Genomic DNA, 25,199 nt, shown 5'->3' with positions numbered 1-25,199 from the left:
CGGAAGTTTTCAGCGTTGACGCCCAGACATAGATCGGCTTAACGTTTCGAGCAAGTTTCCGGTTTCCGGCCGGAACTACCGGCGTCACCCCATCAGTTTGCGTTTCCCCCGACCACCACCGGACCCTCACCTCCTAGATCGACATCTATCTATTGATCGTCTGGAAGGGAAGGCACATGAAGTTAAGACAGTGGTCGTCCGTCGGCCTGGTCGCCGTCGCGACCATCGCCACGCTGAACACGGTGCCGGCGACCGCGAGTCGACCGTACGACCCCACGACGCAGAGCCTCGGCACCCTCGGCCTGCGCCACGGCCTGCACGTCGGCACCGCGGTCGACATGGCTGCCCTCAACGACGCCAGCGACCCGCAGTACCGCAAGCTGGCCTCCTCCGAGTTCGCCTCGGTCACCGCCGAGAACGTGATGAAGTGGGAGAGCCTGGAGCCAACCCGCGGCGCCTACAACTGGGCGCCGGCCGACGAGTTCGTCGACTTCGCCAAGCGCAACCGGCAGAGCGTGCGCGGTCACGTGCTGGTCTGGCACAACCAACTGCCCGCCTGGTTGACCAGCGGCGTCGCCGACGGCTCCATCAGCAAGCAGGAGTTGCGCGAGCTGCTCCGCAACCACATCACCACTGTCGTCAACCGCTACAAGGGCAAGATCTGGCAGTGGGACGTGGTCAACGAGGCGGTCAGCGACCCGTGGGACACCCCGTCGACCCTGCACTACAAGGGCTTCTGGGCGCAGAACCTCGGGCCCGGCTACATCGCCGACGCGTTCCGCTGGGCGCGGGCCGCCGACCCCAAGGCCCTGCTGTTCTACAACGACTACAACATCGAGGCGTTCGGCTCGGGCAACCCGGCGGACGACAAGACCCAGTTCGTGTACGACATGACCAAGAGCCTGCGCGCCCAGGGCGTCCCGATCGACGGCGTCGGCTCCCAGGGGCACCTGGGCACCCAGTACGGCAACTTCGACACCCTCCAGGTGACCGCCGCGCTGAAGAAGTTCAGCGGGCTCGGCGTCGCGACAGCGTTCACCGAGGTCGACGTCCGCAGCCAGCTGACCGAGGGCGTCCAGGCGGGCAACGCGGAGGAGATCAACCCTCGGCTCCAGGCGTCGGCCGCGAACTTCAGCGTGCTGATGAAGGCGTGCCTCGCCGTGCGGAGCTGCCTGTCGTACACCGTCTGGGGCTTCAGTGACAACCATTCGTGGGTGCCGGGCTGGTTCGACGACCCGCCGGAGGGCCTGGCCACCATCTACGACGAGAACTACCAGCCCAAGCGGGCGTACCAGGAGTTGAAGTCCGACCTGATCTTCGCAGGGCCGCCGTACGTCCTGCCCCGCATCGCACCCAGACCCCGCCGCTGACGCCCAGGGCCGTGTGGAGCTTCCCGAAGCTCCACACGGCCCGTGTGCCACCACGGACGTCGACGTTCGACTCACGTTCGGTGGTTCCGCTGTCGCCATCCGGACGCCATCGGAGGGCTGGTGCCGGATCTGCCGGTTTATTGATGGTGTTGGTGTCACTATGGCAGGCGTGGGAACTGCGAAAACTGCCATGCCTGCGATCTCGCCGCTCACCGGCGATCCCATCAAGCGGGCCGATGCCGAACGGCTAGCGGGGGTGCTGAAGGCCTTCGCCGATCCGGCGCGACTCCGGTTGCTCAGCCTGATCCAGTCCGCGCCGGAAGGTGAGGCGTCAGTGAGTGACCTCACCGCGGCGCTCAACCTCTCCCAGCCGACGGTGAGTCATCACCTTCGGATCCTCACCGAGGCCGGCCTCCTCGAACGCGACAAGCGCGGGGTCTGGGCGTACTACCGCCTGGTGCCCTCCGCGATCGCGCAGATCGCCGACCTGTTGACGCCGCCCAGGAAGCGGGCGACGAAGAGGGCCCGCTGACCGGGCCGGAAGGCGGCTCGTCACATCCGCTCCACTGTGCGGATGCCCAGCAGGCGCAGCCCCTGCCGCAGGGTCCGGGCGGTCAACTCGGCCAGCAGCAGCCGACTCTCCCGCAGCTCATCCGTGGCACGCAACACCGGGCAGCGCTCGTAGAACGCGTTGAACACTGTCGCGAGTCGGTGCAGGTAACCGGCGAGCTGATGGAACTCGAGGCTCTGCTCCAGCTCGCCGACCACCGCCGCGAAGCCGAGCAGCTCGACCGCGAGCGCCCGCTCCGCCGGCTGCGCGACGACGATGGGGGCGTCCGGCCGCACGGCGGTCCCGGCCCGCCGCAGCACGGACCGGATCCGGGCGTACGCGTACTGGAGGTAGGGCGCGGTGTTGCCGTCCAGCGCCAGCATCCGCTCCCAGTCCAGGACGTAGTCCTTGGTCCGGTCGACGGACAGGTCGGCGTACTTGATGGCGCCGATGCCCACCGCGCGGCCGATCTCCTCGGCGGTCCCGGCGTCCAGATCCGGGTTCCTGCTCCGGGCCAGGTCGGTGGCACGGGCGACCGCCTCCTCCAACAGCCCGACCAGCTTCACCGACTCACCGGCCCGGCTGCGCAGCATCCGCCCGTCGGCGCCGAGGATGGACCCGAAGCCGAGGTGCTCGGCCCGTGCCGGCGGGCAGAGCCAGCCGGCCGCCTCGGCGACGGCGAACACCATCGCGAAGTGCTGCCGCTGCGGTAGGCCGACGACGTACAGCAGCCGGGTGGCGCCCAACTCGCCGACGCGCTGCCGCAGCGCGGCCAGGTCGGTGGCGGGGTAGCCGTACCCACCGTCGCTCTTGCGCACGATCAGCGGCAACGGCTCGCCGTCGCGGCCGGTGAACCCGGGCGGAAAGACGCACTCGGCCCCGCCGCTGGGCAGCAGCAGCCCCAACCGGTCCAGGTCGTCGACGACGCCCGCGAGCAGGTCGTTGTAGGCGCTCTCGCCCCGAAAGTCGGCAGCGGACAACGTCACGTCGAGCAGGTCGTACACGGTCAGGAAGTACCGCTCTGACTGCGTCACCAGCAGCCGCCACAACCGGCGGGTCCGCTCGTCACCGCCCTGCAACGCGACCACCCGCAGCCGCGACCGTTCCTGGAACGCCTCGTCGGCGTCGAACGCCACCCGGGCCGCCCGGTAGAAGGTGTCCAGGTCCCCCATCGACAGGTTCTGCGCGGCTTCGGCCTCACCGAGGTCGATCAGGTGTTCGATCAGCATGCCGAACGGTGTCCCCCAGTCACCCAGGTGGTTGACCCGCACCACCCGGTGTCCGAGCCACTCCAGTAGCCGGACCGCAGCATCACCGATGACCGTGGAGCGGAGGTGCCCGACGTGCATCTCCTTGGCCACGTTGGGCGCCGAGTAGTCGACCACCACTGTCTGCGGCGTCGCGGTCGGCGGCACGCCGAGCCGGGGGTCACCGGCCAGCCCGGCGACCAGGTCGGCCAGGGCCCGGTCGGTAACCGTCAGGTTGAGGAAGCCCGGCCCGGAGACCTCCGCCGACACGCCGACGTCATCGAGCACCGCGTGCGCCAGCACCGCGGCGGCGATGTCGCGCGGCGGGCGGCCGAGCCGCCGGGCCAGCGCCAGCGCCGCGTCGGACTGGAAGTCCGCGCGCGGGGACCGCCGCACGAGCGGGTCGACCGGGCCGCCGGCCACCGCCGCGAACGCCGGTGCCAGCCGGTCGGACAACAACTTTTCAAGATCCATGAGTACGCCGATCTCGCTCGGACCCACGCTGCCACGTGAGCCGTTGACGGGGAGATACGGGCGGACCGAGGACGACCAGCGAACAACCGGCGGCTCGATCCGCCGGTCGCAGGAAACAGGTCAGCGCGGGCGGGCGACGGATCGCCGGCGTCGCCCCGCACCGACCTGGACGTCACACGACAGTCCGGTGCACTGAGCGATCACGCTGGTCATGCGGGGCAGCCTAGCGACCCGGCCGAGGCGACGACACCCCAATTCCGCGGTCCCGCCGATGCCCGAGGGGCCCATTGTCGTTTCGGTCGACTCGGGGCAGGGAACGTCCTCGGGACAAACGAGGGGTGATGATGAGCCGATACACACCACTGTCGATGGCCCGTACGCGACGCGCGCTAGCGCTGCTCGGCACCGTCGCACTGACCGCTGCCTGCACCGCCACCGAGGATTCGCCCGGCTCGGCCCCGGCAACCACCGCACCGGTCACCGCGTCGGCGTCAGCGCCCCCGACAGACCCGCCATCGCCGAGCGCGAGCACCCGGGTAACCATCCCGACCTCGGCCTTCGTCGAGCTGCCCGCCGAGCTGCGCAAGTCTCCGCGACGGACGACACCCGTCGAGGAGGCCCTGCCGAAGCTCTGCGGCAACGAGTTCGGCACCGGCGGCCGGCAGGTCACCGCGAGCGCCGCCATGACAGTCACCTACCAGAAGGCCGGCGAGCCCTCCAGCAACGTGCCGCAGGGGATGATCCACCAGACCATCTTCACCTTCGACGGCGACGGCGCCGCGGGTTACCTGAGCCGGCTCCGCACCGCCCTACAGACGTGCCCCTCGTACGACCAGTCCGGAAGCCGCGTCACCGTCAAGAGCAAGGCGCTGCCCGGGGTCGGCGACGAGGCGTTGCTGCTGACCCGGACGTGGCCCGAGACGAGCCTGAACGGCGAACGCACCGGCGGCACCGCGTCCAGCCAGATCGCTGTGGCCCGCGTCGACAGCGCGGTGACGGTCTTCGACGACCAGGGGTGGGAGGGCACCAGCGGCAACCCCGCCATCCTGGACCGGGTCGTCCGCGACGGCGTAGGCACCATCGACGCCTGGCAGCGGTAACCCCGAGGCCGCCGCCACAACGGCTTCCACCGACCGGTCCTGTTCTCCGTCGGATCATGGACACCTCGACCCGAGCCGCCCTCGCGCCCGGAGACTAGAGGATCTCGGTCCACAGTGACGTCGACGACCTGGATGTGGCGGCTGATGAAGGTTTCTCCCCCGGGCAGTGGCGAGCACCGCGACGGTCCACCGCACGCCGGCGAGCTGTTCACCGACCGGGAGAGCGAGTCCCAGGCGTTCAAGTCGACACTGAACCGTTTTCGCCAGCTGCTCGACAGCGACGACGAGGTCGGGGTCGCCCGCCACAACGTACTGACCTTCTACGGCCTGGGCGGCATCGGCAAGACCGCTCTCTCGGAACGGTTGGAGGCCTGGGTCCGTCACGATCTCCCGCTCGTCAACGGCTGGGGTCCACCTCCGGCCACCACCGTCGACGCGACGGCCCGCATCGACCTGCACGGCTCTGCCGGTCGAATGGACCTTCCGGCCGCACTGCTCGCGTTGAGGGCCGGTGCGGCCGGCATCCGCCGCCGCTGGCCGGTCTTCGACCTGGCGTTCACCGCCTACTGGTCGGCCCTCCGTCCCGGTGAGCCGCTGCCACGCTTCCGGGGGCGGGACGAGCTGGAGAACTCCGTGGCGGAGACGGCGGGCGAGGTGCTCAAAGACCTCGGCTCGCTGGCGGACCTCGCCGGTGGCACGGCCGCCTCGCTCGGAGTGCGTGGTGTCCGGAAGGTCGTCGGCGTACTTCGGCGCCGACGTGATCTGCGGCTCGCCGTCGACGGGTTCCCGGGCTTCGAGGATTTCCTGCTCCGCTGCGCCGACGAGCCGAGCCCCACCGAGCCTCGACCGGCCCTGGCCTGCGAACTCGCCGCGGCTCTGTCGTGGGAGCTGGCCCAGATCGTTCCGTCGCCCCTGGTGGCGGTGTTCGTCGACACGACCGAGCGGCTCGCCCTGGACCCGCGACGGGTCTCGGAGGGGCACCTCAACCGGCTGATCCACTGCATGCCGAACGTGTTGTTCGTGCTGACCGGGCGCGATCTGCTGGACTGGTACGACGAGAGCCGCGTCGACCTTCCGCACCGCGGTGCCTGGACCTGGCCGGGGCTCGTGCCGGGAGCCTCGGACAATCCCCGGCAGCATCTCGTGGGCAACCTCTCCCCCTCGGACACCCGGGCGCTGATCCTGCGCGGACGTACCCGACTCGACCTGCCGATGAGCGACGACGTCGTCGAGCACCTCGTCCGATCGTCGGCGGGGCTGCCGCAGTATCTGGAACTGGCCCGGCAGGTCGCCATCTCGATCAAGGATGCCGGGGTTGGACGCCAGGTGAAGGCCCAGGACGTCACGGGCTCCCTCGGTTCGCTGGTGATGCGCATCCTCGACGACGTTCCGGCCGACGAGCAACGGGCCATCCGGGCCGCGTGCCTGTTCCGGGTCTTCGACACGCACCTGATGGCGGCCGCGGCGGACGTCGACCACGGGTGCGCCGAGCGGGCCGTTCGGCGTCCGATGATCGACCACCACCACGGCGACCGCTTCCCGTACCGGATTCACGACGCCGTCCGGGAGGCGATCCGCCGGTCCGACCACCAGATCTCCGGCGGCTGGGCCGAGCGCGACTGGGAACTGGCCGCCGGCCGGGCCGCAGCGGCGGTCCGACGTCTGCATGACGACGCCAAGGATCGTGAAGACAATCGCGAGGTCCTGGACCTGATCGGTGTCGCGGTCGTGCTGGTGTGCGAGCAGGGCACGACGCTGGAGCCAGCTCCGAGCGAGAACTACGCGGACTGGTTGTCACGCGCGATCGTGTTCAGTCCTTCGGTGCAGGGCCTACGGTCCCGGGTGCCGGCCGCGAGCCGCACCGGGTACGGCCGCCTGGTCCTGAACTTCATCGCGGCCAAGTCCATCGAGACGCCCGTGGACGAGCGGCTCAGTCTGCTCCGTGAGATCTTCGACTCCGATCACCCGCTCTGGACGCCCGCGGGCCGGCATCTGGGCTACACCCTGCGGCTGCACCAGCGTTGGGACGAGGCGCTCGCCGTCTTCGACGAGCTGGTCGCACGTAAGCCCACGCCACTGCACCTCGGGCAGCGTCCACAGGTGCTGAGCCTGGCGCGACGTTTCACAGATGCCGACCAGGCCGCGCAGGGGCTCCCGGTGCGGAGCCTCATCACGAGGGTGGCGGAGTACGCCCATGGCCGGCCGGAGCGCTACTTCGCCGAGGTCCCCGACAAGATGGCGAAGCTGCGCGACGCCGGTCGCCAGCGCGAGTACCTGGAAGAGGTCGGCACACTGCTGATGCGGCGGGCGTTCTTCCGCGGCGATGTGAGCGCCGACGAGATGCTCGACTTCGCCGAGCAGGCCGACCTGTCCGGCCACCTGGTAGCGACCCGCTCGGCGTTGCTGACCACTGTCCTGCTGGGACACTCTGCCCCGACGGACATCGCGCCGACCATCGACCGGCTACGAATCCTGGACGAGGCGTCGATGGGCGACATCGGGTACCGCTACGGACTTGCCGAATCCTGTACCGCACTGATCGTCGGCGACCGCGACCGCCTGGAGCGACTACGAGACGAGCTCAGCCGGCTGACGTCGCGAACCCGGTCGATGATCCCGGTCGAGTGCTTCCTGGAGTCGGTCGGCCTTCCACTGCCCGCTCAACCAACCCAGTGGCTCGAGCCCGCCGAGGTCGTCACCCGCCGCTGGGCCGATCACTTCGCGGCGTACGCCGCACGTCACAGGTGACGCCAACCCATCATCATCCGTCGCTACGGGAGGTTCGCCATGTCGGACGGTCAGGGAACGAAGGCGCCGTGGCTTCCGCCGCGGTGGTTCATCCGGCTGGCCTGGTCGGTGCACCGGGGCCTGTACCGGGTCACCGGCAGCAAAGTTGGGCTGTGGCGACCGCGCGAGCACCGGTGGGGCACGCTGCGGTTGACCACGACCGGTCGCCGCACCGGTCAGCAGCGCAGTGTCATCATCGCGTACTTCGAGGATGGCCCGAACCTGGCCGGGGTGGCGATGAACGGGTGGGGCGAAGGCGCCCCGGCCTGGTGGCTCAACCTCCAGGCCCACCCGGACGCGTCAGTCGAGCTGGCCGACGGGCGGCGGCTGGTGCGCGGTCGGGCCGCCACCGACGACGAGCGGTCACGACTGTGGCCACGCTGGCGCGAGGCCGACAAGAACTTCGACGCCCACGCGGCGCGGCGATCGTCGGAAACCACAGTGGTGGTCCTGGAGCCCAGATCAGAGGGTGAATCCCCATCGTCGGGTCAACGGCCGAACGCGAGGTAGCGACCCAGGCCGAAGCTCACGACCAGGACGATCGCGCCGACGGCGGCGCGGCTAGCTCGCGCGCCGAGGCCGCCAGTGCGAGTCCTCAACGGGAGGTCGGGTTGTGCCGGTGACCCTCGGCCAGGTTCGCGTCGTAGCCGGCGGCCTGGAGGGCGAACAGTTCGGCGTACCGGCCGCCGGTGGCGACGAGGTCGGCGTGTGTGCCGGCCTCGACGAGCCGGCCGTGGTGCAGGACGAAGATCCGGTCGGCGTGCCGGACGTTGGCGAGCCGGTGCGTGATGAGGATCGTGGTGGCACGACCTCTGCGGTCCCGGATCGTCTGGAACAGCGCGTCCTCGGCGCGGGGGTCGAGCGCGGAGGACGGCTCATCCATGATCAGCAGTTCGGCGTCGCGCAGGAACCCGCGAGCCGCGGTGATGCGCTGCCACTGCCCACCGGAGAGGTCCTGGCCCCGCGCGAAGGTCCGGTCGAGCAGCGTCTCGTACCCGTGTGGAAGTTCGTTGATCATGTCGTGGGCGACGGCGCGGCCGGCGGCGGCCTCGATGCGGTCCTGCCGGGCGTCGCTGTCGACGTCGCCGATGGCGATGTTCGTGGCCGCCGTGAACGGCCACTTGTGGTATTCCTGCGTCACCACGGCGATCCGGGCGCGCAGCCCGTCGACGTTCCAGTCCGACAACGGGCGACCGTTCCACTCGATACTGCCCTCGGTGGCAGCGCGAAGGCCGGCGATCATCGCGGCGAGGGTCGTCTTACCCGAACCGTTCTCCCCGACGAACGCGACAGTCTGCCCGGCGGTGATCGTCAACGTGACGCCGTCGACGGCGGGGTCGTCCCGATCGGGGTAGCGCAGGCTCACCTCGTTGACTGTCAACTCCCGCAGCCGGTCAGGATCGGCGGCGGCAGCGGGTCCGGTGCTGGTCGGTAGGTAGGCGTCGGCGCGGGCCATGAAACCGGTGTAGTCGCCGAAGTGCTGCCCCTGGGTGTAGACGTGGTCGACCTGGAAGGTGGCGATGGACAGCGACCGCTGCGCGGACTGCACAGCGATGACGCAGGTCGCCGCGGCGGCGAGCGGGATCTGCCCGTCGAGGAGCAGCAATCCGAGCAGGGCGTAGACGGTGCCGGTCGCGAGGCCGCCGACGATGGCTCCGACAGTGGTGGTCGTCGTGACGCGCCGGGCGAGGGCGAGTTGGATGTCGGTCTCCACCTGCATCACCCGGTCGTACTGGTCGAGCAGGAACCGGCGCAGCCCGTAGGAGCGCAACTCCGGGGCCGAGGCCCGTTCGGCCATCAGCTTGTGCAGCAACCACAGGCGACGTCGGCGCACCGACCCGGCGTTGTACGTCTGGTAACGCAGGTGACCGGCCCGCAGCGACGCCCACGCGTTGGGCACAGTGGCGACCAGCAGCGCCAGCAGCAGCAGCGGATGGATGACGATGACGGCGGCCGCCACGGCGAGCAGCCCGGCCAGCCCGGCGAGCAGGTTCATCGACGCCTGCACCAGCGCGATCGTCGACTCGGTGCCGCGCGAGGCGCGTTCCATGTCATCGGCGAACGCGTCGGCGTCGAACGCCTCCAACCGGACCGCTGTGGACACCTCGAACAGGCCCCGCTCCACCTCACGGCTCACCCGGGGTGTCAAGCCGTTCTGCGCGTACCCGGTGGCGATGCCCATCCCCGCGCGGAGCGCGACAGTCGCCGCCAGCACGGCCAGCGCGGGCAGGGCCGCCCGCACCTTGTCCGCTGTCGGTCCGCCGGCGAACAGTTCCACCAACACCCGCTGCGTGGCCAACAGGCCGAAGGCGGCCATCACGCCCGCGCCGACAGTGGCAGCGGCCACCACACCGGTACGGAACCGGTCCGCGCGCCAACTGATGCCGAGGGCTGTCCGGACGAGCCTGGGCAGTTCAGCGAAGACGGCGAAGAGGCCGGCCTCCGCCCGTGCCCGCACCCCCGTCTCCCACCACATCTCCCGCAGCTCCGGCAGCACCGACTCCGTACGTCCAGCGTGAGGCGTGCCGGGATTGGTGCGGTGAGCCTCTGCGGTGGCGGTCTCGCTCATGGACGTACCTCCGGGCGGCGCAGCCGTCGCCAGTCCCTGCCGGGCTGGCGGGGCGGCGGGTGGCGGCTTTCTGGAGGATTGGACCACCCGAAGATAGCTCTCGGCAATCGCCCGAACACTCGCCGTTATCGATGCGAGGTCGCCGGGAAGGCGTCCCGGTGCGTCACTGTGTGCGCGGAGCGTCGAGGCGCGCTTTCAGCGCCGTGGCGATCTCGCCCGCCGCGACGATCTGCTCCGGCGTGAGGGCGTCGACGAAGAGCTCCCGGATGGCGCGCAGGTGCGGAAAGGTGGCTCCCCGGAACGCGTCGGCGCCGGCCGTCGTGAGCAGCACCTGCGCCCCGCGGGGAACAGTGGCGCACTCCTGGCGGCGGATGAGGCCACGCCGCTCCATCCGCCCGAGGTGGTGGGAGAGCCGGCTCCGCTCCCACCCGATGTGCGAGGCGAGTTCGGACGACCGCATCGCCTCGCCCTGCGCCTCACTGAGGGCGAGGAGCACTGCGTAGTCCCCGGTAGAGAGCGAGGAGTCGCCCTGTAGGCGGGACTCGAGCCGGGAGCCGAGCGCTGCCGTCGTCTCGATGAAGTCCCGCCAGATTCGCAGCTCGTCGGCGGTCGGGAGTTGGCGTCCGCCCCGCCGGCCGGGTGTGGCCTCCGTCATCTCACTCTCCTGGGAATTGACGTGTCAATCTCGAAGTTAGCATCATTGACACGTCAACCGGTAGGTCCCGCTCCCCGTGGGTCGCCGGCGGATTGCACCGAGGAGGAGACGATGGCAGCTGCAGACTTCGAGCTGGGGCTCAACTCGTTCGGGGAGGTGGCCACCGACGGCGACCGGGTCCTGAGCGACGCCGAGACGGTACGGCTGCTCGTGGACGAGGCACGGCTCGCCGAGTCGGTGGGACTCGACGTGTTCAGCGTCGGTGAGCACTACCGCGAGGGCCACAACGACTCGGCGACACCGGTGCTGCTGGCCGCGGTCGCGACGGCGACCGAGAAAATTCGCCTCGGCACCTCGGTCACAGTGCTCAGCACGAACGACCCGGTACGGCTCTACCACGAGTTCTCCACCCTCGACGCCGTCTCCGACGGCCGCGCCCAGATCGTCCTCGGACGCGCGTCCGCTACCGAGTCGTTCCCGCTGTTCGGTTACGACCTGGCCGACTACGAGCGGTTGTTCGAGGAGAAGCTGGACCTCTTCCTGCGGCTTCAGCAGGACGAACCGGTCACCTGGTCCGGGACGGTACGAAGCCCACTGACGGCGCAGCGGCTGCACCCACTGATGCAGCCGGGCGGCATCCCGACCTGGATCGGTGTCGGGGGAAGCCCGAACTCGGTCATCCGCGCCGCCCGGCACGGACTTCCGCTCATGCTCGCGATCATCGGCGGGCGCCCCCAGCGCTTCGCCGGCCACGTCGACCTGTACACCAGGGCGCTCGAACAATTCGGGCATACCCTGCAGCCAATCGGGCAGCACTCACTCGGCCTTGTCGCGGACACCGACGAGGAGGCGGTGGAGACGTGGTGGCGATACTGGCAGCCGGTCGTGGCGGCCCTGGCCGCCGAACGCGGCTTCTACAAACCGGACCGCGCGCGCTACGAGGCCGAAATCGATCACGGAGCGCTCTTCGTCGGTTCACCCGAAACGGTGGCGCAGAAGATCGCCACTGTCGCTCGCGACCTGCGGCTGAGCCGCTTCGACCTGAAGTACGACATCATGCACCTGCCCCGCGAGGCACGCGCGCGCACCATCCAACTGCTCGGCAGTGAGGTCGCGCCGCGGGTCCGGGAGCTGCTGGCTAAGGAGCCCAACCATGTCTGATCTGCTGTTCGGCCTGGACACGTTCGGCGACGTACCGGAGGACGACAACGGCAAGCTCGTCTCCCACGCGGCGGCGATCCGGCAGGTCGTCGACGAGGCCGTGCTCGCCGACCAACTCGGGGTCGACGTCATCGCCCTGGGCGAGCACCACCGACCGGAGTACTCGGTCTCCACACCGGAGACGGTGCTGGCCGGAATCGCCACCCGCACCTCGCGGATCCGGTTGGCCTCCGGCGTGACAGTGCTGAGTTCCGACGACCCGGTACGGGTGTTCCAGCGCTTCGCCACAGTGGACGCGCTGTCGAACGGCCGGGCCGAGGTCATCCTCGGTCGCGGCTCGTTCACCGAGTCGTTCCCGCTGTTCGGCTACGACCTGCGCGACTACGACACCCTGTTCGAGGAGAAGATCGAACTGTTCGTCAAGTTGCTGGACGAGAAGCCGGTCACCTGGAGCGGCACCCTGCGTGCCCCGCTGGAGAACGCCGACGTGTTCCCGAAGACCGAATCGGGTCACCTGGACACCTGGGTCGGTGTGGGTGGCTCGCCGCAGTCGGTCGTCCGCACCGCCCAGTACGGGCTGCCACTCATGCTCGCCATCATCGGTGGCGCACCCGAGCGCTTCGCGCCCTACATCGACCTGTACCGGCGGGCCGCCGACCAGCTCGGTACGACCGCGCACCCCGTCGGCATGCACTCGCCGGGCTTCATCGCCGACACCGACGAGCAGGCCAAGGAGATCTACTGGCCGCACTACCGGATCATGCGAGACCGGATCGGCAAACTGCGGGGCTGGCCACCGATCCGCCGCCAGGAGTTCGACTCCGAGGTGGAGAACGGCTCCCTCTACATCGGTTCACCGGAGACGGTGGCCCGCCGGATGGCCCGTGCGATCCGCAGCCTCGGCGTCGGCCGGTTCGACCTCATCTACTCGGCCGGAGCGCAACCGGCCAGCGCCCGGATGCGCGCCGTGGAACTCTACGGCTCGAAGGTGATCCCCATGGTCCGCGAACTGCTGGCCTGATCAGCACTTTCCCAGCGAGAGGACGACATGAACGACAACGACCGGAGCCAGCCGGCGACCCTCGGCATCCTCGGGGCCGGCAAGGTGGGCACGGTGCTCGCCCGGCTCGCCGTCGCCGCCGGCTACCGGGTACGGGTGGCCGGCTCCGGCGACCCGGCGAAGATCGCCCTCACCGTCGAGGTCCTCGCCCCGGGGGCCGAGGCCACGACGGCTGTCGACGCGGCGGCCGACGCCGACGTCGTCATCCTCGCCCTGCCCCTGGGCAAGTACCGCAGCGTTCCCGCCGAGGCGTTGCGCGGCAAGCTCGTGGTCGACGCCATGAACTACTGGTGGGAGATCGACGGCATTCGCGACGACCTCACCAACCCGCGTACCTCGTCGAGCGAGACCGTCCAGGCGTTCCTGTCCGGCTCACGCGTCGTGAAAGCGTTCAACCACATGGGCTATCACGACCTGGAGGACGAGGCCCGGCCGGCGGGGGCGACAGGCCGCAAGGCCATCGCGATCGCCGGCGACGCCGACCTCACCGAGGTCGCGGCCCTGGTGGACGCGCTCGGCTTCGATCCGGTCGTCGCCGGCCCGCTGGCCGAGGGGGTACGACTCGAACCGGGCAGCGAGTTGTTCGGCGCCAACGTGAGCGCCGACGAGGTACGCGCCATGCTCGACCGCTTCGGAGAGTCGGAGCGGGGACGGATCATCACGGCTGCCCGCACGGCGTCGTAGCCGTCACCTGGGGCCGCTCAGGTCAGAGATGATCGGGTCGCGGGGAGTCTCCGAACCCGCCCGCCGACCCGATCATCGTCATCGTGCCCCGGAGCTAGTTGTTGTTACGCCACCAGGGCGACCATCCGGAGCAGCCCCAGGCGCCACAGGCCCGGAACCGCACCCGACTGCCTTGATCTCGGTAGCGGTGAGTCGTGCCGTCCTCGTAGAAGTCGTAGTTGCACACTCCCCAGGCACCCTCGCCTTCGAGGTTCTGGCAGTCGCCACTGCGGTAGTTGTGCCAGGTTCCGCCGTAGTAGAGCTGGTTCTGCCATTCCCCGATGGCCGCGTACGGCGTGTCGCGGTCGTAGACCCAGATCTGGTCACCGTAGGCCCGGAAGCAGGCTTGGGCTGGCGACGACGAGCTGGAGGAAGGGCCCGGCGCGTCGACGCAGTCCACGACGTCGGGCGGCCAGCCGGCCGGCGTCGCGATGGTAGCCGCGGCCGGCGCGCCGGCGAGTAGGACGAAGAGGGCCGCCAGGGCCACGATGAAAGCTGGTCGCGTTGCTCTCTTGACTGACATGAGGCGAACCCATCATCGCCACGCATGCCCCACAAGCCATCAGGGTGTACGGAACAGTGCGGATTCGTTCCGAACGCTGGAAGACCGCTGTCGAACGACGGGCAACAGTCCCCGCGGTTCAGCCGCTGCCGAACGCCGCCCGCGGTTCGAGGTGCTGGCCCACGGCGTACTCCCGGTCGAAGTCGGTCGGGCCGAGCGCCTCGGTCGCCGCGGCGCGCATCCGGGCGAGGTCCGCGGCGTCGTCCGGGTCCGGCACCTGGCCGAGCGCCGCGAACGCGGCATCGGCGACACCGATCATCCGCGCCGCGCGGGCGTGGTCCCCCTCGACAGTCGCGAGCGCGGCGCCAGCAACGCAGACGTACGGCACGAAGTCCGCCCAGCCGTTGCGGAACACCCGCTCGCGGTTCTCGGCGAACAGCGTCCGGGCCACCTCCACGTTGCCCAGCCCCAACTCGCAGAACGCCAGGTTGTGATATTCGGAGTTGACCGTCTTGGGCTGGCCGAGCGCCTCGTTGAGCGCGATGCTCTCCCGGTACAGGTCCCGAGCGCGGAGCAGGTCGCCGGACATCCTCGCGACGCCGGCCAGCACGTGCCGCGGTCGTTCCTCCAGGGCCCGGTCGCCGGAGCGCAGCGCCACCGCGAGAGCCTCCCGGGCCCGTGCCTCTCCGCCCGGCAGGTCACCGCCGCGAATGGCGACCCGGGCGAGGCTGTAGCGGGCCTCCACCTCGCCCGCCGGATCGCCGGCCGCGTGGGCCCGCTCGATCTCGGCCTCGCTCATCCGCACCACGGCGTCGGTCTCGCCTCGGCGAAACGCCGAGCGCACGCTCTCACTGAAGGTCATGACCCTCTCCCCCGTCACTGACACCGCCCGGTCGACATCGTCCGTCACCGCGCGTGGAACATGGTCCAGGTCTCCACGAGCGTGAAGCCCATCGACTCGTAGAGCGGCCGACCCATCACGCTGGTGTGCAGGTAGGCGGCGTCCGCACCGGCCGCGATGCCGTCCCGCAGAACCGTTTCGGTGATCACCCGGCCCAGGCCACGACCCCGGGCGGACGGAACGACGGCGATGTTGAACACGCCAATCACCCCGGCGGTCCGCATTCCGAGCCCGGTGCCGACGGGCCGGCCCGACTCCTCGGCCAGGTAGCCGGTGATGGGGTCGGCGTCGAGCACCGCACCACCCATCAGCGATCCGAAGAGGCCCTCGGGAACCTCGAAGCTCCGGGTGAGGGCGTCGGTGTAGAGATCGTTCTCGGCGGCGCCGACCTGACGAACCGAGGGACGCTCTGCCGAGCCGGCGCGGAAGGTGAGGTCGTCCGCCGCGCAGGCCAGCACTGGCAGCTCGGCGCGTTCGAGGAGGCCGTGCCGGGCGGCGAGGTCAGCGACCTGGTCGTCCGCCTCGCCCCTCACGATGATCGACCACTGCGCGGCCTGCCCGCCGACCTCGGTCGCCATCTCGTCGAGGGCCGCGAGGTCGGGCTCCGTGGACCTGTCGTAGGCAGCGTTGAGCGTCGCGACGCCGGCCTGCGTCACCCCCGCGCGGGCGGTGCCCCGCTCGGCGTACCCACCCTTCGGGGTCATCCTGCACAGGGTCTCGAAGGCGTCGAAGTACGCCGCCGCCATCCGATCGGCGGTGATGTTCATTTCGGGACTCCCTAGACCGGTCGTTCTGCTTCGGTCGTCAACCTAGCCACCGATCACGCTGACCAGCAAATCACGGGCGCGAGGACCACCACCTGCTGTCCGGCTTCGAACCGATCAGGAATCGAGAAGCCCGCCAGAGGCCGAGCGGCCTAGCCTTTCCCCAGGTGAGCGGCAGCACGCCAACCTGACGACAGAGGGAGCCCGAGAATGTCCGCGAAGACCACTACCGTGTCCGACGGCTTCAGCCCCGAGGAGCGGGCCGCGATGAAGGAGCGCGCCGACGAGCTGCGCGCGGAGGGCAAGAAGGGCGCCAAGAAGGCGGACGGGCTGCAAGCGGTCCTCGACCGGATCGCGCAGATGGAGCCGGAGGACCGAGCGCTCGCCGAGCGCGTGCACGTGACGGTGACCGCCGCCGCCTCGGGCCTGATGCCGAAGACCTGGTACGGGATGCCCGCCTACGCGAAGGAGGACGGCAAGATCGTCGTCTTCTTCCAGGACTCCGGCAAGTTCAACTACCGGTACTCGACTCTGGGCTTCCAGGACCCGGCCAACCTCGACGACGGGGATCTCTGGCCGGTGGCGTACGCGTTGCAGCAGTGGAGCCCGGCCGTGGAGAAGAAGATCACCGAGCTGGTGCGGAGAGCGGTCTCCTGACCGACGCCCGCCCCCTCGTCGGCGCGCTCACAGTGCGATGATCGAGGGCCGGAGCCGATGGAGACAGGTGGTGCGGACGATGCGGTATGAGCCTCCGGTGGTACGACGAGTCGCCCGATGACCGGCCGGGCCGGTGAGGTGTTCGACACCGGTCGGACGGTGTCCGACATCGAGTCGTTGCTCGCCACGGACCTGCCCACTGGCGGCGTACCGGTCAGCGAGGGGGACCCGGCCACCGGTGAGTGGACGGGCACCCGAGGCGAGGGCTTCCAGATCGTTCCGCTCTGGGAGAGCGACGCCCTGACGGGTGTGTACGGTGCCGAGTGGAACCAGGCCGAGGATGCCGCCGAGGCGAACCTGGCCCTCGTCGTAGCGGAGTTGGACCAGAGGTGGGGCGCGCACCGCACGGTCTCCATGCGGGTGCCGCTGTTTCGGGATCAGGCCGGTGAACCCATGCCGGCGCTGTTCCAGTCGCTCTGCGACCTGGACTGCTACGGCGACCTGACCGTCTGGGGGCCGACGGTGGCCGACGGCCGGTGGGTGGCGGTCTCGGTCAACCAGTGTGACGGCGACGCTCCCATGATCATGACGGCGGTCGTCAGTCAACTATCGATCATCGAACTGTCGGACTGACCTGCCCGGTGACCCCCGGGCGCGGGGCTGTCATCGACGTTGCCCACGGCTCCTAGGGTTCGGGCATGTCGATCACAGACCAGGCGCTGGCCATCGAGGCGGCGGAAGCGGGAGCCGCAGTCGTCCGCTCCCGGTACGGCTCAACACTGACGCGCGTCATGAAGACCGCCGGCGACTTCGCCACCGCCGCCGACGTCGAGGCCGAGCAGGCCATCCTCGACGTCCTGCGCGCGGCGCGTCCGCAGGACGCCGTGGTGGCCGAGGAGAGCGGGCGCACGGGTGCCGGCGACAACGGGCGCACCTGGCTGGTCGACCCACTGTGCGGAACGTTGAACTTCGCCGCGCGGACCATGCTGGCCTCGGTCAACGTCGCCCTGCGGGTCGGGTCGGACGTCACAGTGGCGGCCTCGGCGGACCCGTTCGCCGCCGAGGTGTTCTGGACCGACGGCACCGCCGCGTACGTCCGGGGCGCGAGGACGGACGAGCGACTCGTCCCGTCGGCCGAGTCGACGCTTGTCGACCTGAACCTCGACCCGCCCTTCCCCAACCGGGACGTCTTCCTGGCCGCCCGCATGCTCACCGACGAGGGCTTTCTCGCACAGTTCCGGCCCCGGGTGGTCTCCACCAGCCTGGCCGTGGCCTGGGTCGCCGCCGGTCGCCGCGCCGCCTATGTGACGGACCGTCACGACCTGCGGAACAGCGTCCACTTCGCGGCCGGAATCGCGCTCTGTCAGGCGGCTGGCTGCGTGCTCACCGGGCTCGACGGCCAGCCGCTGCACGCCGGTGGGGACGGCCTCGTCGTGGCCGCGGACGAGCGGACGCACGCCGCTCTGCTGACGCTCATCCGGAAACAGCGCTCGCGATAGACCCGACCTTGACATGAAGTGCGGTTGAAGTTCTAGCGTCCCTAGATGATCACGTCCGGGCGACAGTGCCCGGCCGTACGTCAGACGAGCACCACCGTCGAAGGGATTCCGATGTTCCTGTCCCGCCTTCTCCGCCCGCGTACCGTCGCGAGCGCGCACTGCGACCTCCCCTGTGGCGTCTACGACCCGGCGCAGGCCCGCATCGAGGCCGAGTCGGTCAAGGCGATCTCCGAGAAGTACCAGGCCAGCGACGACCCGGAGTTTCGCACCCGCGCGTTGCTCATCAAGGAGCAGCGCGCCGAGTTGGTGAAGCACCACCTCTGGGTGTTGTGGACCGACTACTTCAAGCAGCCGCACTTCGAGAAGTACCCCCAGCTGCACGGCCTCTTCAACGAGGCGACGAAGCTGGCAGGTGCCGGCGGCGCGAAGGGGGCCGCGGACCCGGCGGTCGCCGAGCAGCTCCTCGGCAAGATCGAGGAGATCTCGAAGATCTTCTGGGAGACCAAGCAGAGCTGATCAGCCGGCACCGGGTGGCACCCGCCACCCGGTTCGGCGTACCGCGTTCGGGAGGAACCGCATGACGTCGCGCACCGACCTCGTCGAAGATTTGATGGGTCGTTTTCCACACGTGCCGCGGGAGGCGGTCCTCAAGGAGGACCTGCTGCGGGGCGGCCTCGCCTTCGACGACGCGGCACTGACCGACAACGAGCACGGCGACATCAAGCCGAAGTCGTACTTCATCTTCTCCTTCGACCATCGGACGCTGCCGGAGTTGGGGACGGCGGCGCTGCGCCGGCCACCGGAGGAGATCGTGCTCACCGGGGGCCCGTACGACCTGCGTCGTACCGTCGTCTCGGTCCGCACCAACCCCAGCTCGCCGTATCGCGTCGGCACCGACAGCGACGGTCGACTGCGCCTGTTCCTGGACGGACGGCCGATCGCCGACGTCGGGCTGCCCCCCATGCCGGCGTACTACCGCCACACGCTCGCCAACGGCAAGTCGGTGATGGAGGTCGCCCCGACGATCCAGTGGGGCTACCTCATCTACCTCACCGCGTTCCGGGTCTGCCAGTACTTCGGCGCGAAGGAGGAGTGCCAGTACTGCGACATCAACCACAACTGGCGGCAGCACAAGCAGGCCGGGCGGCCCTACACCGGGGTCAAGCCGGTCGACGAGGTCCTCGAGGCTCTGGAGATCATCAACCGACACGACGTCGATCGCGCGTCGCAGGCGTACACGCTGACCGGTGGCAGCATCACCTCGCAGGTCAACGGGCTGGCCGAGGCCGACTTCTACGGCCAGTACGCGCAGGCGATCGAGGAGCGGTTTCCGGGTCGGTGGATCGGCAAGGTCGTGGCCCAGGCGCTGCCCCGAGCCGATGTGCAGCGGTTCCACGACTACGGGATCCGCATCTACCACCCCAACTACGAGGTGTGGGACAAGCGGCTGTTCGAGTTGTACTGCCCGGGCAAGGAGCGGTACGTCGGTCGGGAGGAGTGGCACCGCCGCATCCTCGACTCGGCCGAGGTGTTCGGCCCGCGCAACGTGATCCCGAACTTCGTGGCGGGCGTGGAGATGGCCGCCCCGCACGGCTTCACCAGCGTCGACGAGGCAATCGCCTCCACCACCGAGGGGCTCGACTACTTCATGTCCCGGGGGATCACGCCCCGGTTCACCACCTGGTGCCCGGAGCCCACCACCCCGCTGGGCCGGACGAACCCGCAGGGCGCGCCGCTCGAATACCACGTCCGTCTGCTGGAGGCCTACCGGGCGACGATGGACGCCCACGGTCTGTCCAGCCCGCCCGGGTACGGCCCCGCCGGGCCGGGGCGGGCGGTCTTCTCGGTCAGTTCCTTCATGGACACCCTGCCGTCCACGGATTCCTGACGGACGCGCTCGGCTGGCCTCCCCATGTCGATCCGCCGAGGAGCGGTATACCTCAGAGGTATAAATATGCCTCTGAGGTATACCGCTCAGAACCGCATCCGCCCCGACGAAGGTTCCGACGGCGATCGGCCGAGCGACACTCGCCTAGCTGGCGTACGTCTCGAATTCACCGACCCGTGGCGTACCGCCGGAGCTGTTGATCTTGAAGTTGAGCTTGCTCGTCGCGGTTGCCGAGAAGGTGATCGAACCGGCCCCGCTGCCGGCGGCCAGGACCGCCCCGTTGTCGTTGTTGATCAACTGCCAGGACCCGATGGAGCCCTGGGTGCCGGACGGTTCCCGGATCACCACCCGGGACACCTGGGTCGCGGAGCCCCACTTGATCGAGATCGTGCCGGTCGCTCCGGCCGGTGACCAGTAGGTGCTCAGGTTGCCGTCGCGCACGTTGCCGTAGCTGGTTCCGCTGGCCTTGCTGGAGCCGTCGGCGCCGGCGCCGAGGCTGAGGTTGGTCCCGCCGGTGGGCGGGGGCGTCGTGGGCGGAGGCGTGGTGGGCGGGGGCGTGGTCGGCGGCGGGGTGGTGGGCGGCGGGGTCTGCGGCGAGCAACTGCCGTTGGACACCTTCAGGCCCGTGTTGGCGCCGACCGTCTGACGGACGATGTCCGGCACGCAGCTCGCCCCGTCGAGGCTGTACGAGTACGGGATGCTGACCGTGGTGGTGGAGGTCGGGTTGGGGCCGGCGGGGTAGTTCTCGCTGCCGGCGCTGGACCAGGTCACGTTGTCGAAGACGTTGCCGGCGACCTGCCAGTAGCCGCGCTCGTTGGTGTAGAAGGTCCCCAGGACGTCCTTGGAGTTGCGGAAGTAGTTGTTCTCCACCTTGGCCCTGGCTCCGGCCCGAGAGTTGATTCCGGACTCGTGCAGGCTCACGTAGTGGTTGTTGTAGATGTGGGCGACCCCACCGCGCAGCAGCGGCGTCCGGGAGTCGATGTTCTCGTAGAGGTTGTGGTGGTACGTGATGAAGCCGTTCGACAGGTCGCTCTCGCTGGACCCGACGAGGCCGCCGCGACCGGAGTTGCGCAGGATGCTGTAGGACAGCGTCACGTACTGGGTGTTGTCCTTCATGTCGAAGAGGCCGTCGTACCCCTCGGACTCCCCGCCCGACGCCTCCAGGGTGACGTGATCGACCCAGACGTTGCGGACCGTGCTCTCCATGCCGATGGCGTCCCCACCGTTGGAGGTGGGCGAGCCCGACTTCTTGACGTTCCGGATGGTCACGTTCTGGATGATGATGTTGCTGGAGTCGCGGATGTGGATGCCGAGCTGGTCGAAGACGGCGCTACCGACCCCGATGATGGTGACGTTGCTGATCTGCTTGAGCTCGATCACGCCCGCGGCGGTGTTGCAGCTCGACCCCGACACCTTGCTGGTGTTGCCGTGATTGATGGTCCCGGTCACCTCGATGGTGATCGGAGTGCTGCTGCTGGTCCGACCGCACAGCGCGGCATGGATCGCAGTGCCCGTGGTGGCCCGTACCGTCTGCCCGCCCGCGCCGCCGGTGGTCCCGCCGTTCTGGGTGGCGTAGCCGGTGGCGCTGCCGACCGCCGCCGATGCCTGCGGGGTCGGTAGGACCACCCCGACCGCGATCGCCACCGCCGCCGCAGCCGCCGCGGCCAACACCGCCTGACGTCGCAGCACGACTGGTCGTCTCATGTCGCCTCACCTTCGCATTCGTCTCGTTCCAGGCTTCGCCCCGACGGACATCGCGACCACACCTACCGACGGACGTCATTCAGAAATTGGCGACAGTCAATCGCGAAGAGTTCATCGAGGTCTCTCGTGCCCTGGTGGAAGCAGGGTTGTGTCGTGCGAGCGGAGTGCGCCCGGTGCCATCGCTCGCCCGACCATCAAATGGAACATCGATGTAACGCAATCGTAGGAAAGCGGTTTCCCTGAAGGCAATAGCTGACGCTTGCAGGTTTGTTGCAGTGCTCGGTATTGACACGGCCAGGCCCGCCATCGATGCTCTGCTAAATCAGTTTAGCGACCGGCTCGCTCCGACCCGTCCCACTCCCGGTCCCCGAACGGGATCGCTGGCTGAGAGCTCCACCCCCGAGAAAGGACACGCATGAGACTGCGAAGAGGACTGATCCCGCTCGCCGCCACCCTCGTTCTGGCCGGCGCCTCCGGCACGGCGTACGGCAGCGCGAGCGACAGCCGGGGCGCCACCGACGGAATCCGCAGCATCACCCCGATCACCACCGTCTACACCTACGGCCAGAAGGTCTCGGCGGTGGCGATCGAGTACGGGGCCACTGTCAACCCGCGCACCCTCGACACCGCGACGTTCTCGGTGACGGACACCATCTACAACTTCCGCTTCAACCCCATCGAGGACCTGCCGAAGCTCGCCGACCGGACCGTCACCCACACGTACACCAACGGAACACCGGGCACCCGTGCCGACCACCGGTCGGCGCCGGGCCGGTACGTCATCGTCGAACTCGACCCCGCCGACACCGGCGGTTCGACGGTCATCGTCTCTAAGTGCCCGACGTTCCTCTGCACGGTGAAGGTCAACCCCGAGCTGCCGACCCGGGTCGTGCAACGCAAGGACGTGCACGGCCAGCCCGGCCGCGGGGCCGGCAAGGGGCCGGTGCTCGCCCGGGCCACCCCGCGCGACTCCCGTCCCGTCACGGAGAAGCCGGTCAACCAACTGGTCGACGAGTTCACCTACGGCTCGTTCCTGAGTGGCGGAATGGTGCTGCCGTACCACTACCACCTGCCGAAGAACTACCAGCCGGGCCGCACGTACCCGCTGATGGTCGTCCTGCCCGGTCACGGCATGGGCTGGGACGGTGACAACCTCGGCGTCCAACTCGCCGCCGACATCCCGGCGACCGCGTGGCTCCAACCGCGCTGGACCGGCACCGCCGAGGACGTCATCGTCCTGGCGCCCCAGCACCAGCGGGTCGGTGGGGTCGCCGAGGCGGACCTGCTGGTCAAGCTGCTCGACCAGTTCGCCGGCCAGTTCGCGGTGGACACCCGTCGGGTGTACGCGACCACCGTGTCGTACGGCTCGCAGCTGCTCTGGGAGGCGTTCGCCAAGCGTCCCGACCTGTTCGCCGGCGGGTTGGTGACCGGTGGGTTCCCGGTCAACGCCACCCAGGCGACCGCCATCGCGGCGGCCGAGGTGCCGGTGTGGATCACTCACGGCGAGCACGACCACCTGCTCAACGTCTCGGGCGCGCGCAACTCCACGGCGGTGCTGCGGCAGGCGTACGCGGCCCGGGGCAAGACGCCGGAGCAGACCGCCGACCTGGTGCGCTACACCGAGTACGCCGACGCTGCCTTCTCGGTGCCGGACTACCACGCGGCGTTCGGACCGACCTACGAGGACGCCAGCATCCTGCGGTGGCTGCTCAACCAGTCCAAGCCCTGAGGCTGGGGCCGGGCGACGCCCTCACCGTGATCCGGTAGCGCGACTCCCGCGCGCCGACCGGTCACCGGCGGGCGTCGCCCGGGTCGGGCTCGCCAACAGCGGGCGCGCCCCCGACGAGCACCGACTCCTGCCCCTCCTGCCGGCCCTCCTGCCTGGCGCGGGCCAGCAGCCCGGCCAGCCGACGCCGCCGGTGCCGGGCCGCCGCCCGCAGCCCCAGGAGCAGGCCGGCGAGCAGACCCAACAGTGCGAGCTGCGCCCACGGCACGACCCAGGTGGTGACGGTCGCGGAGGCCGGTCGGAGGTCGGCCCCGGCCTGGCCGTCGCCGAGCAGCGTCGGCGACGTGCTGACTGTCGTGCGGAGGCGCCCCAGGGCCCAGACGCCGCCGGCCCGGGTCTCCACCGTCCGAGCGCCGCCGGGCAGCAACTCCTCGACCTCGCTGGTGGCGTCGTGGCTGCTCCGGCCCAGGAGGTCGGACATCGCCACCCGACTCGTTCCGCTGACCCAGACGTTGCCGTCGTTCTCGACTGTGTAGCGGACCCGCACCATGCCGCCGGCGAAGGGGTTCCACGACGGGGAGTACGTCGCGCCGAGGCCCCGGACGGCCAAAGCCGCCCGCGCGGTGCCGTTCACCCGCAGCATCACCCGGAAGCCGACGCGGCTCTCGACGTTGACAGTGCCGCCGGTGCTGGTGACGGTCGCGGCGATGCCGGCCGGGTGGTCGCCCGGTGTGGCGCCCTCGGGCACCGTGATCGTGAACGGCACCACCCGTGTCTCGTTGGGGCCGACGGTGACCTTCTCCTGCACGTCGATCCAGGTGCCGCCGTCGACCGAGGGACGGTCGGACGACAGCATGTTGAAGCGGCCCTTGTCGGTGAGGTAGCCGTCGGCGGCCTTCAGGGAGAAGGCGACGGCGGTGCGGCTGAAGTTCCGTACCGCCAGGTGTTCGGTCACCGCCTGCCCCGGGTCGAGGCTGGCGTTGATCCATCGGCGTTGGTCCGGCCCGGTCGCGGTAGCCGGCTGGACCGTCCAGGTCAGGGCCTTCGGGTCCGGTTCCGCCGCCGCCGCGCTCGGCGCGGCCACAACCGCGAGGGACGCGGCGGCGAGGACGACGAGCGCGCGGCGCAGCGGGGTGACGGTCATGAAACGGCCTTTCGGCACGGGGCTGGGCGGGGGCCTGGTCCGGGCCCCCGCCCAGGCCACTACTCGAACAGTGAGAGCGTGAGGGTGGAGCTGTACTCGCCTGCGGCGACCTCCGCGGGGGTCCGCAGGTACAGGTCGGCGTTCACCGAGTACGAGTCGCTGGCGACGGCCTCGGAGTCGAAGGCCGAGACCAACAGCTCCTGGTCGACGAGGCCGACATTGTTGCCCGGCTGGGTCGCCTCGTCCAGGCTGGTCACCACCTCCTCGCCCTCGGTGACCAGGCCGGTCTCCCCGCCGTCGAGCAGGCGCGGCTTCCAGCCGAAGTGGCCGGCGGTGATCGGTGCCTGGCCGGCGGCGCCCGCGAAGTCGGAGGAGCTGCCGAGCACCGCCCAGTTGGCGCCGTCGGGGACCTCGTCGGCGACGCGGGTGTCGGTGACCGTCACTGTCGGCAGTGTGCCGACGAACTGGCGGACCAGCAGGGTCGAGCCGTCCTCGGACAGCGCGACGGCGTCGCCGGCGATCGACAGGGCGAGCACGCCCGGTTCCCTGATCTCGTCGATGTCGACGGTGACCCGCACGCTGGCGTCGTCACCGGGCTCGGCCAGTGCGGGCGACGGCAGCACCGCCGCCCCGGTCAGCACGGCGCCGACGACGCCGGCCGCGAGCGTCTGCCGCCGTTTGTATGTGTTCATGTGATCTCCGTTCTCCGCCATCAGGG

General features: G+C 69.7%; 23 protein-coding genes. 14 read left to right on the top strand and 9 right to left on the bottom strand.

Features of this window, described 5'->3' with window-relative positions:
• Positions 1 to 176: 176 nt before the first annotated feature.
• Positions 177 to 1,370: an endo-1,4-beta-xylanase gene (locus OHB44_RS10945; RefSeq protein WP_266303190.1), complete on the top strand. Its 1,194-nt coding sequence runs from the start codon at positions 177 to 179 to the stop codon at positions 1,368 to 1,370.
• Between the two features lie 190 nt (positions 1,371 to 1,560).
• Positions 1,561 to 1,902, top strand: a complete 342-nt coding sequence (locus tag OHB44_RS10940; protein WP_238686609.1) for an ArsR/SmtB family transcription factor — start codon at positions 1,561 to 1,563, stop codon at positions 1,900 to 1,902.
• A gap of 20 nt (positions 1,903 to 1,922) precedes the next feature.
• Here OHB44_RS10940 and argS read toward each other — a convergent pair whose 3' ends face one another.
• Positions 1,923 to 3,641 (bottom strand): arginine--tRNA ligase, encoded by a 1,719-nt coding sequence (gene argS / locus OHB44_RS10935; protein ID WP_330441216.1) that lies wholly within the window; start codon positions 3,639 to 3,641, stop codon positions 1,923 to 1,925.
• 344 nt (positions 3,642 to 3,985) lie between these two features.
• Here argS and OHB44_RS10930 point away from each other — a divergent pair, with 344 nt between their 5' ends.
• The 3 genes from OHB44_RS10930 (at position 3,986) to OHB44_RS10920 (ending at position 8,038) form a co-directional block, all read left to right on the top strand.
• Complete coding sequence (locus tag OHB44_RS10930; protein ID WP_330440694.1) at positions 3,986 to 4,741, top strand: hypothetical protein; 756 nt, start codon at positions 3,986 to 3,988, stop codon at positions 4,739 to 4,741.
• Between the two features lie 144 nt (positions 4,742 to 4,885).
• Positions 4,886 to 7,489 carry a hypothetical protein gene (locus OHB44_RS10925; protein WP_330440693.1) on the top strand — a complete coding sequence of 868 codons (2,604 nt, stop codon included), beginning with the start codon at positions 4,886 to 4,888 and terminating at the stop codon, positions 7,487 to 7,489.
• A 39-nt stretch (positions 7,490 to 7,528) separates the two neighbouring features.
• Positions 7,529 to 8,038 carry a nitroreductase/quinone reductase family protein gene (locus OHB44_RS10920; protein ID WP_330440691.1) on the top strand — a complete coding sequence of 170 codons (510 nt, stop codon included), beginning with the start codon at positions 7,529 to 7,531 and terminating at the stop codon, positions 8,036 to 8,038.
• A gap of 85 nt (positions 8,039 to 8,123) precedes the next feature.
• Here OHB44_RS10920 and OHB44_RS10915 read toward each other — a convergent pair whose 3' ends face one another.
• Together OHB44_RS10915 and OHB44_RS10910 are read right to left on the bottom strand one after the other, a co-directional pair.
• Entirely contained in the window at positions 8,124 to 10,097 is a 1,974-nt protein-coding gene (locus OHB44_RS10915) for an ABC transporter ATP-binding protein (protein WP_266303194.1), read from the bottom strand.
• A 163-nt stretch (positions 10,098 to 10,260) separates the two neighbouring features.
• Positions 10,261 to 10,752, bottom strand: coding sequence for a MarR family winged helix-turn-helix transcriptional regulator (locus OHB44_RS10910; protein WP_238686407.1), 492 nt, complete (start codon positions 10,750 to 10,752; stop codon positions 10,261 to 10,263).
• A 111-nt stretch (positions 10,753 to 10,863) separates the two neighbouring features.
• Here OHB44_RS10910 and OHB44_RS10905 point away from each other — a divergent pair, with 111 nt between their 5' ends.
• The 3 genes from OHB44_RS10905 to OHB44_RS10895 are packed head-to-tail and all read left to right on the top strand — an operon-like array spanning position 10,864 to position 13,657.
• Positions 10,864 to 11,913: an LLM class flavin-dependent oxidoreductase gene (locus OHB44_RS10905; protein WP_238686409.1), complete on the top strand. Its 1,050-nt coding sequence runs from the start codon at positions 10,864 to 10,866 to the stop codon at positions 11,911 to 11,913.
• The gene (locus OHB44_RS10900; RefSeq protein ID WP_238686411.1) at positions 11,906 to 12,934 is read left to right on the top strand and encodes an LLM class flavin-dependent oxidoreductase; all 1,029 of its coding nucleotides are present in this window, start codon (positions 11,906 to 11,908) and stop codon (positions 12,932 to 12,934) included. The genes OHB44_RS10905 and OHB44_RS10900 overlap by 8 nt, the downstream gene beginning before the upstream one ends.
• Positions 12,935 to 12,961: 27 nt before the next feature.
• Positions 12,962 to 13,657, top strand: a complete 696-nt coding sequence (locus tag OHB44_RS10895) for an NADPH-dependent F420 reductase (protein ID WP_330440688.1) — start codon at positions 12,962 to 12,964, stop codon at positions 13,655 to 13,657.
• Between the two features lie 94 nt (positions 13,658 to 13,751).
• Here OHB44_RS10895 and OHB44_RS10890 read toward each other — a convergent pair whose 3' ends face one another.
• The 3 genes from OHB44_RS10890 to OHB44_RS10880 form a co-directional block, all read right to left on the bottom strand.
• Complete coding sequence (locus OHB44_RS10890; RefSeq protein ID WP_238686413.1) at positions 13,752 to 14,219, bottom strand: hypothetical protein; 468 nt, start codon at positions 14,217 to 14,219, stop codon at positions 13,752 to 13,754.
• Between the two features lie 118 nt (positions 14,220 to 14,337).
• Complete coding sequence (locus tag OHB44_RS10885; protein WP_330440685.1) at positions 14,338 to 15,060, bottom strand: tetratricopeptide repeat protein; 723 nt, start codon at positions 15,058 to 15,060, stop codon at positions 14,338 to 14,340.
• Between the two features lie 44 nt (positions 15,061 to 15,104).
• Entirely contained in the window at positions 15,105 to 15,866 is a 762-nt protein-coding gene (locus OHB44_RS10880; RefSeq protein ID WP_330440684.1) for a GNAT family N-acetyltransferase, read from the bottom strand.
• Between the two features lie 207 nt (positions 15,867 to 16,073).
• Between OHB44_RS10880 and OHB44_RS10875 the strand changes: the two genes are divergently transcribed.
• From OHB44_RS10875 to OHB44_RS10855, 5 genes are all read left to right on the top strand, one after another.
• Complete coding sequence (locus OHB44_RS10875) at positions 16,074 to 16,520, top strand: iron chaperone (RefSeq protein WP_330440683.1); 447 nt, start codon at positions 16,074 to 16,076, stop codon at positions 16,518 to 16,520.
• A 117-nt stretch (positions 16,521 to 16,637) separates the two neighbouring features.
• On the top strand, positions 16,638 to 17,153 hold the full coding sequence (locus tag OHB44_RS10870) for a hypothetical protein (RefSeq protein WP_238686418.1): 516 nt from the start codon (positions 16,638 to 16,640) through the stop codon (positions 17,151 to 17,153).
• Between the two features lie 65 nt (positions 17,154 to 17,218).
• A complete protein-coding gene (locus tag OHB44_RS10865) occupies positions 17,219 to 18,019 on the top strand; it encodes an inositol monophosphatase family protein (RefSeq protein WP_238686420.1) in 801 nt (266 codons plus the stop codon).
• A gap of 111 nt (positions 18,020 to 18,130) precedes the next feature.
• Entirely contained in the window at positions 18,131 to 18,535 is a 405-nt protein-coding gene (gene sodN, locus OHB44_RS10860) for a superoxide dismutase, Ni (RefSeq protein WP_238686611.1), read from the top strand.
• 61 nt (positions 18,536 to 18,596) lie between these two features.
• On the top strand, positions 18,597 to 19,907 hold the full coding sequence (locus tag OHB44_RS10855) for a radical SAM protein (RefSeq protein ID WP_330440681.1): 1,311 nt from the start codon (positions 18,597 to 18,599) through the stop codon (positions 19,905 to 19,907).
• Between the two features lie 144 nt (positions 19,908 to 20,051).
• Here the strand turns inward: OHB44_RS10855 and OHB44_RS10850 are convergent, their stop codons facing one another.
• Entirely contained in the window at positions 20,052 to 21,611 is a 1,560-nt protein-coding gene (locus tag OHB44_RS10850) for a pectate lyase family protein (protein WP_266303202.1), read from the bottom strand.
• Positions 21,612 to 22,026: 415 nt separating this feature from the next.
• On the opposite strand from OHB44_RS10850, the gene OHB44_RS10845 reads away from it, so the two are divergent.
• Entirely contained in the window at positions 22,027 to 23,340 is a 1,314-nt protein-coding gene (locus tag OHB44_RS10845; protein ID WP_330440680.1) for a hypothetical protein, read from the top strand.
• A gap of 61 nt (positions 23,341 to 23,401) precedes the next feature.
• Here the strand turns inward: OHB44_RS10845 and OHB44_RS10840 are convergent, their stop codons facing one another.
• Both OHB44_RS10840 and OHB44_RS10835 read right to left on the bottom strand, forming a co-directional pair.
• The gene (locus tag OHB44_RS10840) at positions 23,402 to 24,481 is read right to left on the bottom strand and encodes a hypothetical protein (protein ID WP_330440679.1); all 1,080 of its coding nucleotides are present in this window, start codon (positions 24,479 to 24,481) and stop codon (positions 23,402 to 23,404) included.
• A 59-nt stretch (positions 24,482 to 24,540) separates the two neighbouring features.
• Positions 24,541 to 25,173 carry a hypothetical protein gene (locus OHB44_RS10835; RefSeq protein WP_330440678.1) on the bottom strand — a complete coding sequence of 211 codons (633 nt, stop codon included), beginning with the start codon at positions 25,171 to 25,173 and terminating at the stop codon, positions 24,541 to 24,543.
• Positions 25,174 to 25,199: the final 26 nt, after the last annotated feature.

Source organism: Micromonospora sp. NBC_00821 (genome assembly GCF_036347035.1).
Classification (GTDB): domain Bacteria; phylum Actinomycetota; class Actinomycetes; order Mycobacteriales; family Micromonosporaceae; genus Micromonospora; species Micromonospora hortensis.
This window is presented reverse-complemented; position numbering and strand designations above follow the sequence as displayed.

Excerpts from the sequence above, each read along its gene's own strand:
- OHB44_RS10850 (WP_266303202.1), bottom strand. The coding sequence starts at position 21,611 with ATGAGACGACCAGTCGTGCTGCGACGTCAGGCGGTGTTGGCCGCGGCG.
- OHB44_RS10855 (WP_330440681.1), top strand. The coding sequence starts at position 18,597 with ATGACGTCGCGCACCGACCTCGTCGAAGATTTGATGGGTCGTTTTCCA.
- OHB44_RS10910 (WP_238686407.1), bottom strand. The coding sequence starts at position 10,752 with ATGACGGAGGCCACACCCGGCCGGCGGGGCGGACGCCAACTCCCGACC.
- OHB44_RS10945 (WP_266303190.1), top strand. The coding sequence starts at position 177 with ATGAAGTTAAGACAGTGGTCGTCCGTCGGCCTGGTCGCCGTCGCGACC.
- sodN (WP_238686611.1), top strand. The coding sequence starts at position 18,131 with ATGTTCCTGTCCCGCCTTCTCCGCCCGCGTACCGTCGCGAGCGCGCAC.
- OHB44_RS10895 (WP_330440688.1), top strand. The coding sequence starts at position 12,962 with ATGAACGACAACGACCGGAGCCAGCCGGCGACCCTCGGCATCCTCGGG.
- OHB44_RS10915 (WP_266303194.1), bottom strand. The coding sequence starts at position 10,097 with ATGAGCGAGACCGCCACCGCAGAGGCTCACCGCACCAATCCCGGCACG.
- OHB44_RS10870 (WP_238686418.1), top strand. The coding sequence starts at position 16,638 with ATGACCGGCCGGGCCGGTGAGGTGTTCGACACCGGTCGGACGGTGTCC.
- OHB44_RS10925 (WP_330440693.1), top strand. The coding sequence starts at position 4,886 with ATGAAGGTTTCTCCCCCGGGCAGTGGCGAGCACCGCGACGGTCCACCG.
- OHB44_RS10865 (WP_238686420.1), top strand. The coding sequence starts at position 17,219 with ATGTCGATCACAGACCAGGCGCTGGCCATCGAGGCGGCGGAAGCGGGA.
- OHB44_RS10840 (WP_330440679.1), bottom strand. The coding sequence starts at position 24,481 with ATGACCGTCACCCCGCTGCGCCGCGCGCTCGTCGTCCTCGCCGCCGCG.
- OHB44_RS10900 (WP_238686411.1), top strand. The coding sequence starts at position 11,906 with ATGTCTGATCTGCTGTTCGGCCTGGACACGTTCGGCGACGTACCGGAG.
- argS (WP_330441216.1), bottom strand. The coding sequence starts at position 3,641 with ATGGATCTTGAAAAGTTGTTGTCCGACCGGCTGGCACCGGCGTTCGCG.
- OHB44_RS10845 (WP_330440680.1), top strand. The coding sequence starts at position 22,027 with ATGAGACTGCGAAGAGGACTGATCCCGCTCGCCGCCACCCTCGTTCTG.
- OHB44_RS10905 (WP_238686409.1), top strand. The coding sequence starts at position 10,864 with ATGGCAGCTGCAGACTTCGAGCTGGGGCTCAACTCGTTCGGGGAGGTG.
- OHB44_RS10930 (WP_330440694.1), top strand. The coding sequence starts at position 3,986 with ATGAGCCGATACACACCACTGTCGATGGCCCGTACGCGACGCGCGCTA.
- OHB44_RS10940 (WP_238686609.1), top strand. The coding sequence starts at position 1,561 with ATGCCTGCGATCTCGCCGCTCACCGGCGATCCCATCAAGCGGGCCGAT.
- OHB44_RS10875 (WP_330440683.1), top strand. The coding sequence starts at position 16,074 with ATGTCCGCGAAGACCACTACCGTGTCCGACGGCTTCAGCCCCGAGGAG.
- OHB44_RS10880 (WP_330440684.1), bottom strand. The coding sequence starts at position 15,866 with ATGAACATCACCGCCGATCGGATGGCGGCGGCGTACTTCGACGCCTTC.
- OHB44_RS10885 (WP_330440685.1), bottom strand. The coding sequence starts at position 15,060 with ATGACCTTCAGTGAGAGCGTGCGCTCGGCGTTTCGCCGAGGCGAGACC.
- OHB44_RS10835 (WP_330440678.1), bottom strand. The coding sequence starts at position 25,173 with ATGAACACATACAAACGGCGGCAGACGCTCGCGGCCGGCGTCGTCGGC.
- OHB44_RS10890 (WP_238686413.1), bottom strand. The coding sequence starts at position 14,219 with ATGTCAGTCAAGAGAGCAACGCGACCAGCTTTCATCGTGGCCCTGGCG.
- OHB44_RS10920 (WP_330440691.1), top strand. The coding sequence starts at position 7,529 with ATGTCGGACGGTCAGGGAACGAAGGCGCCGTGGCTTCCGCCGCGGTGG.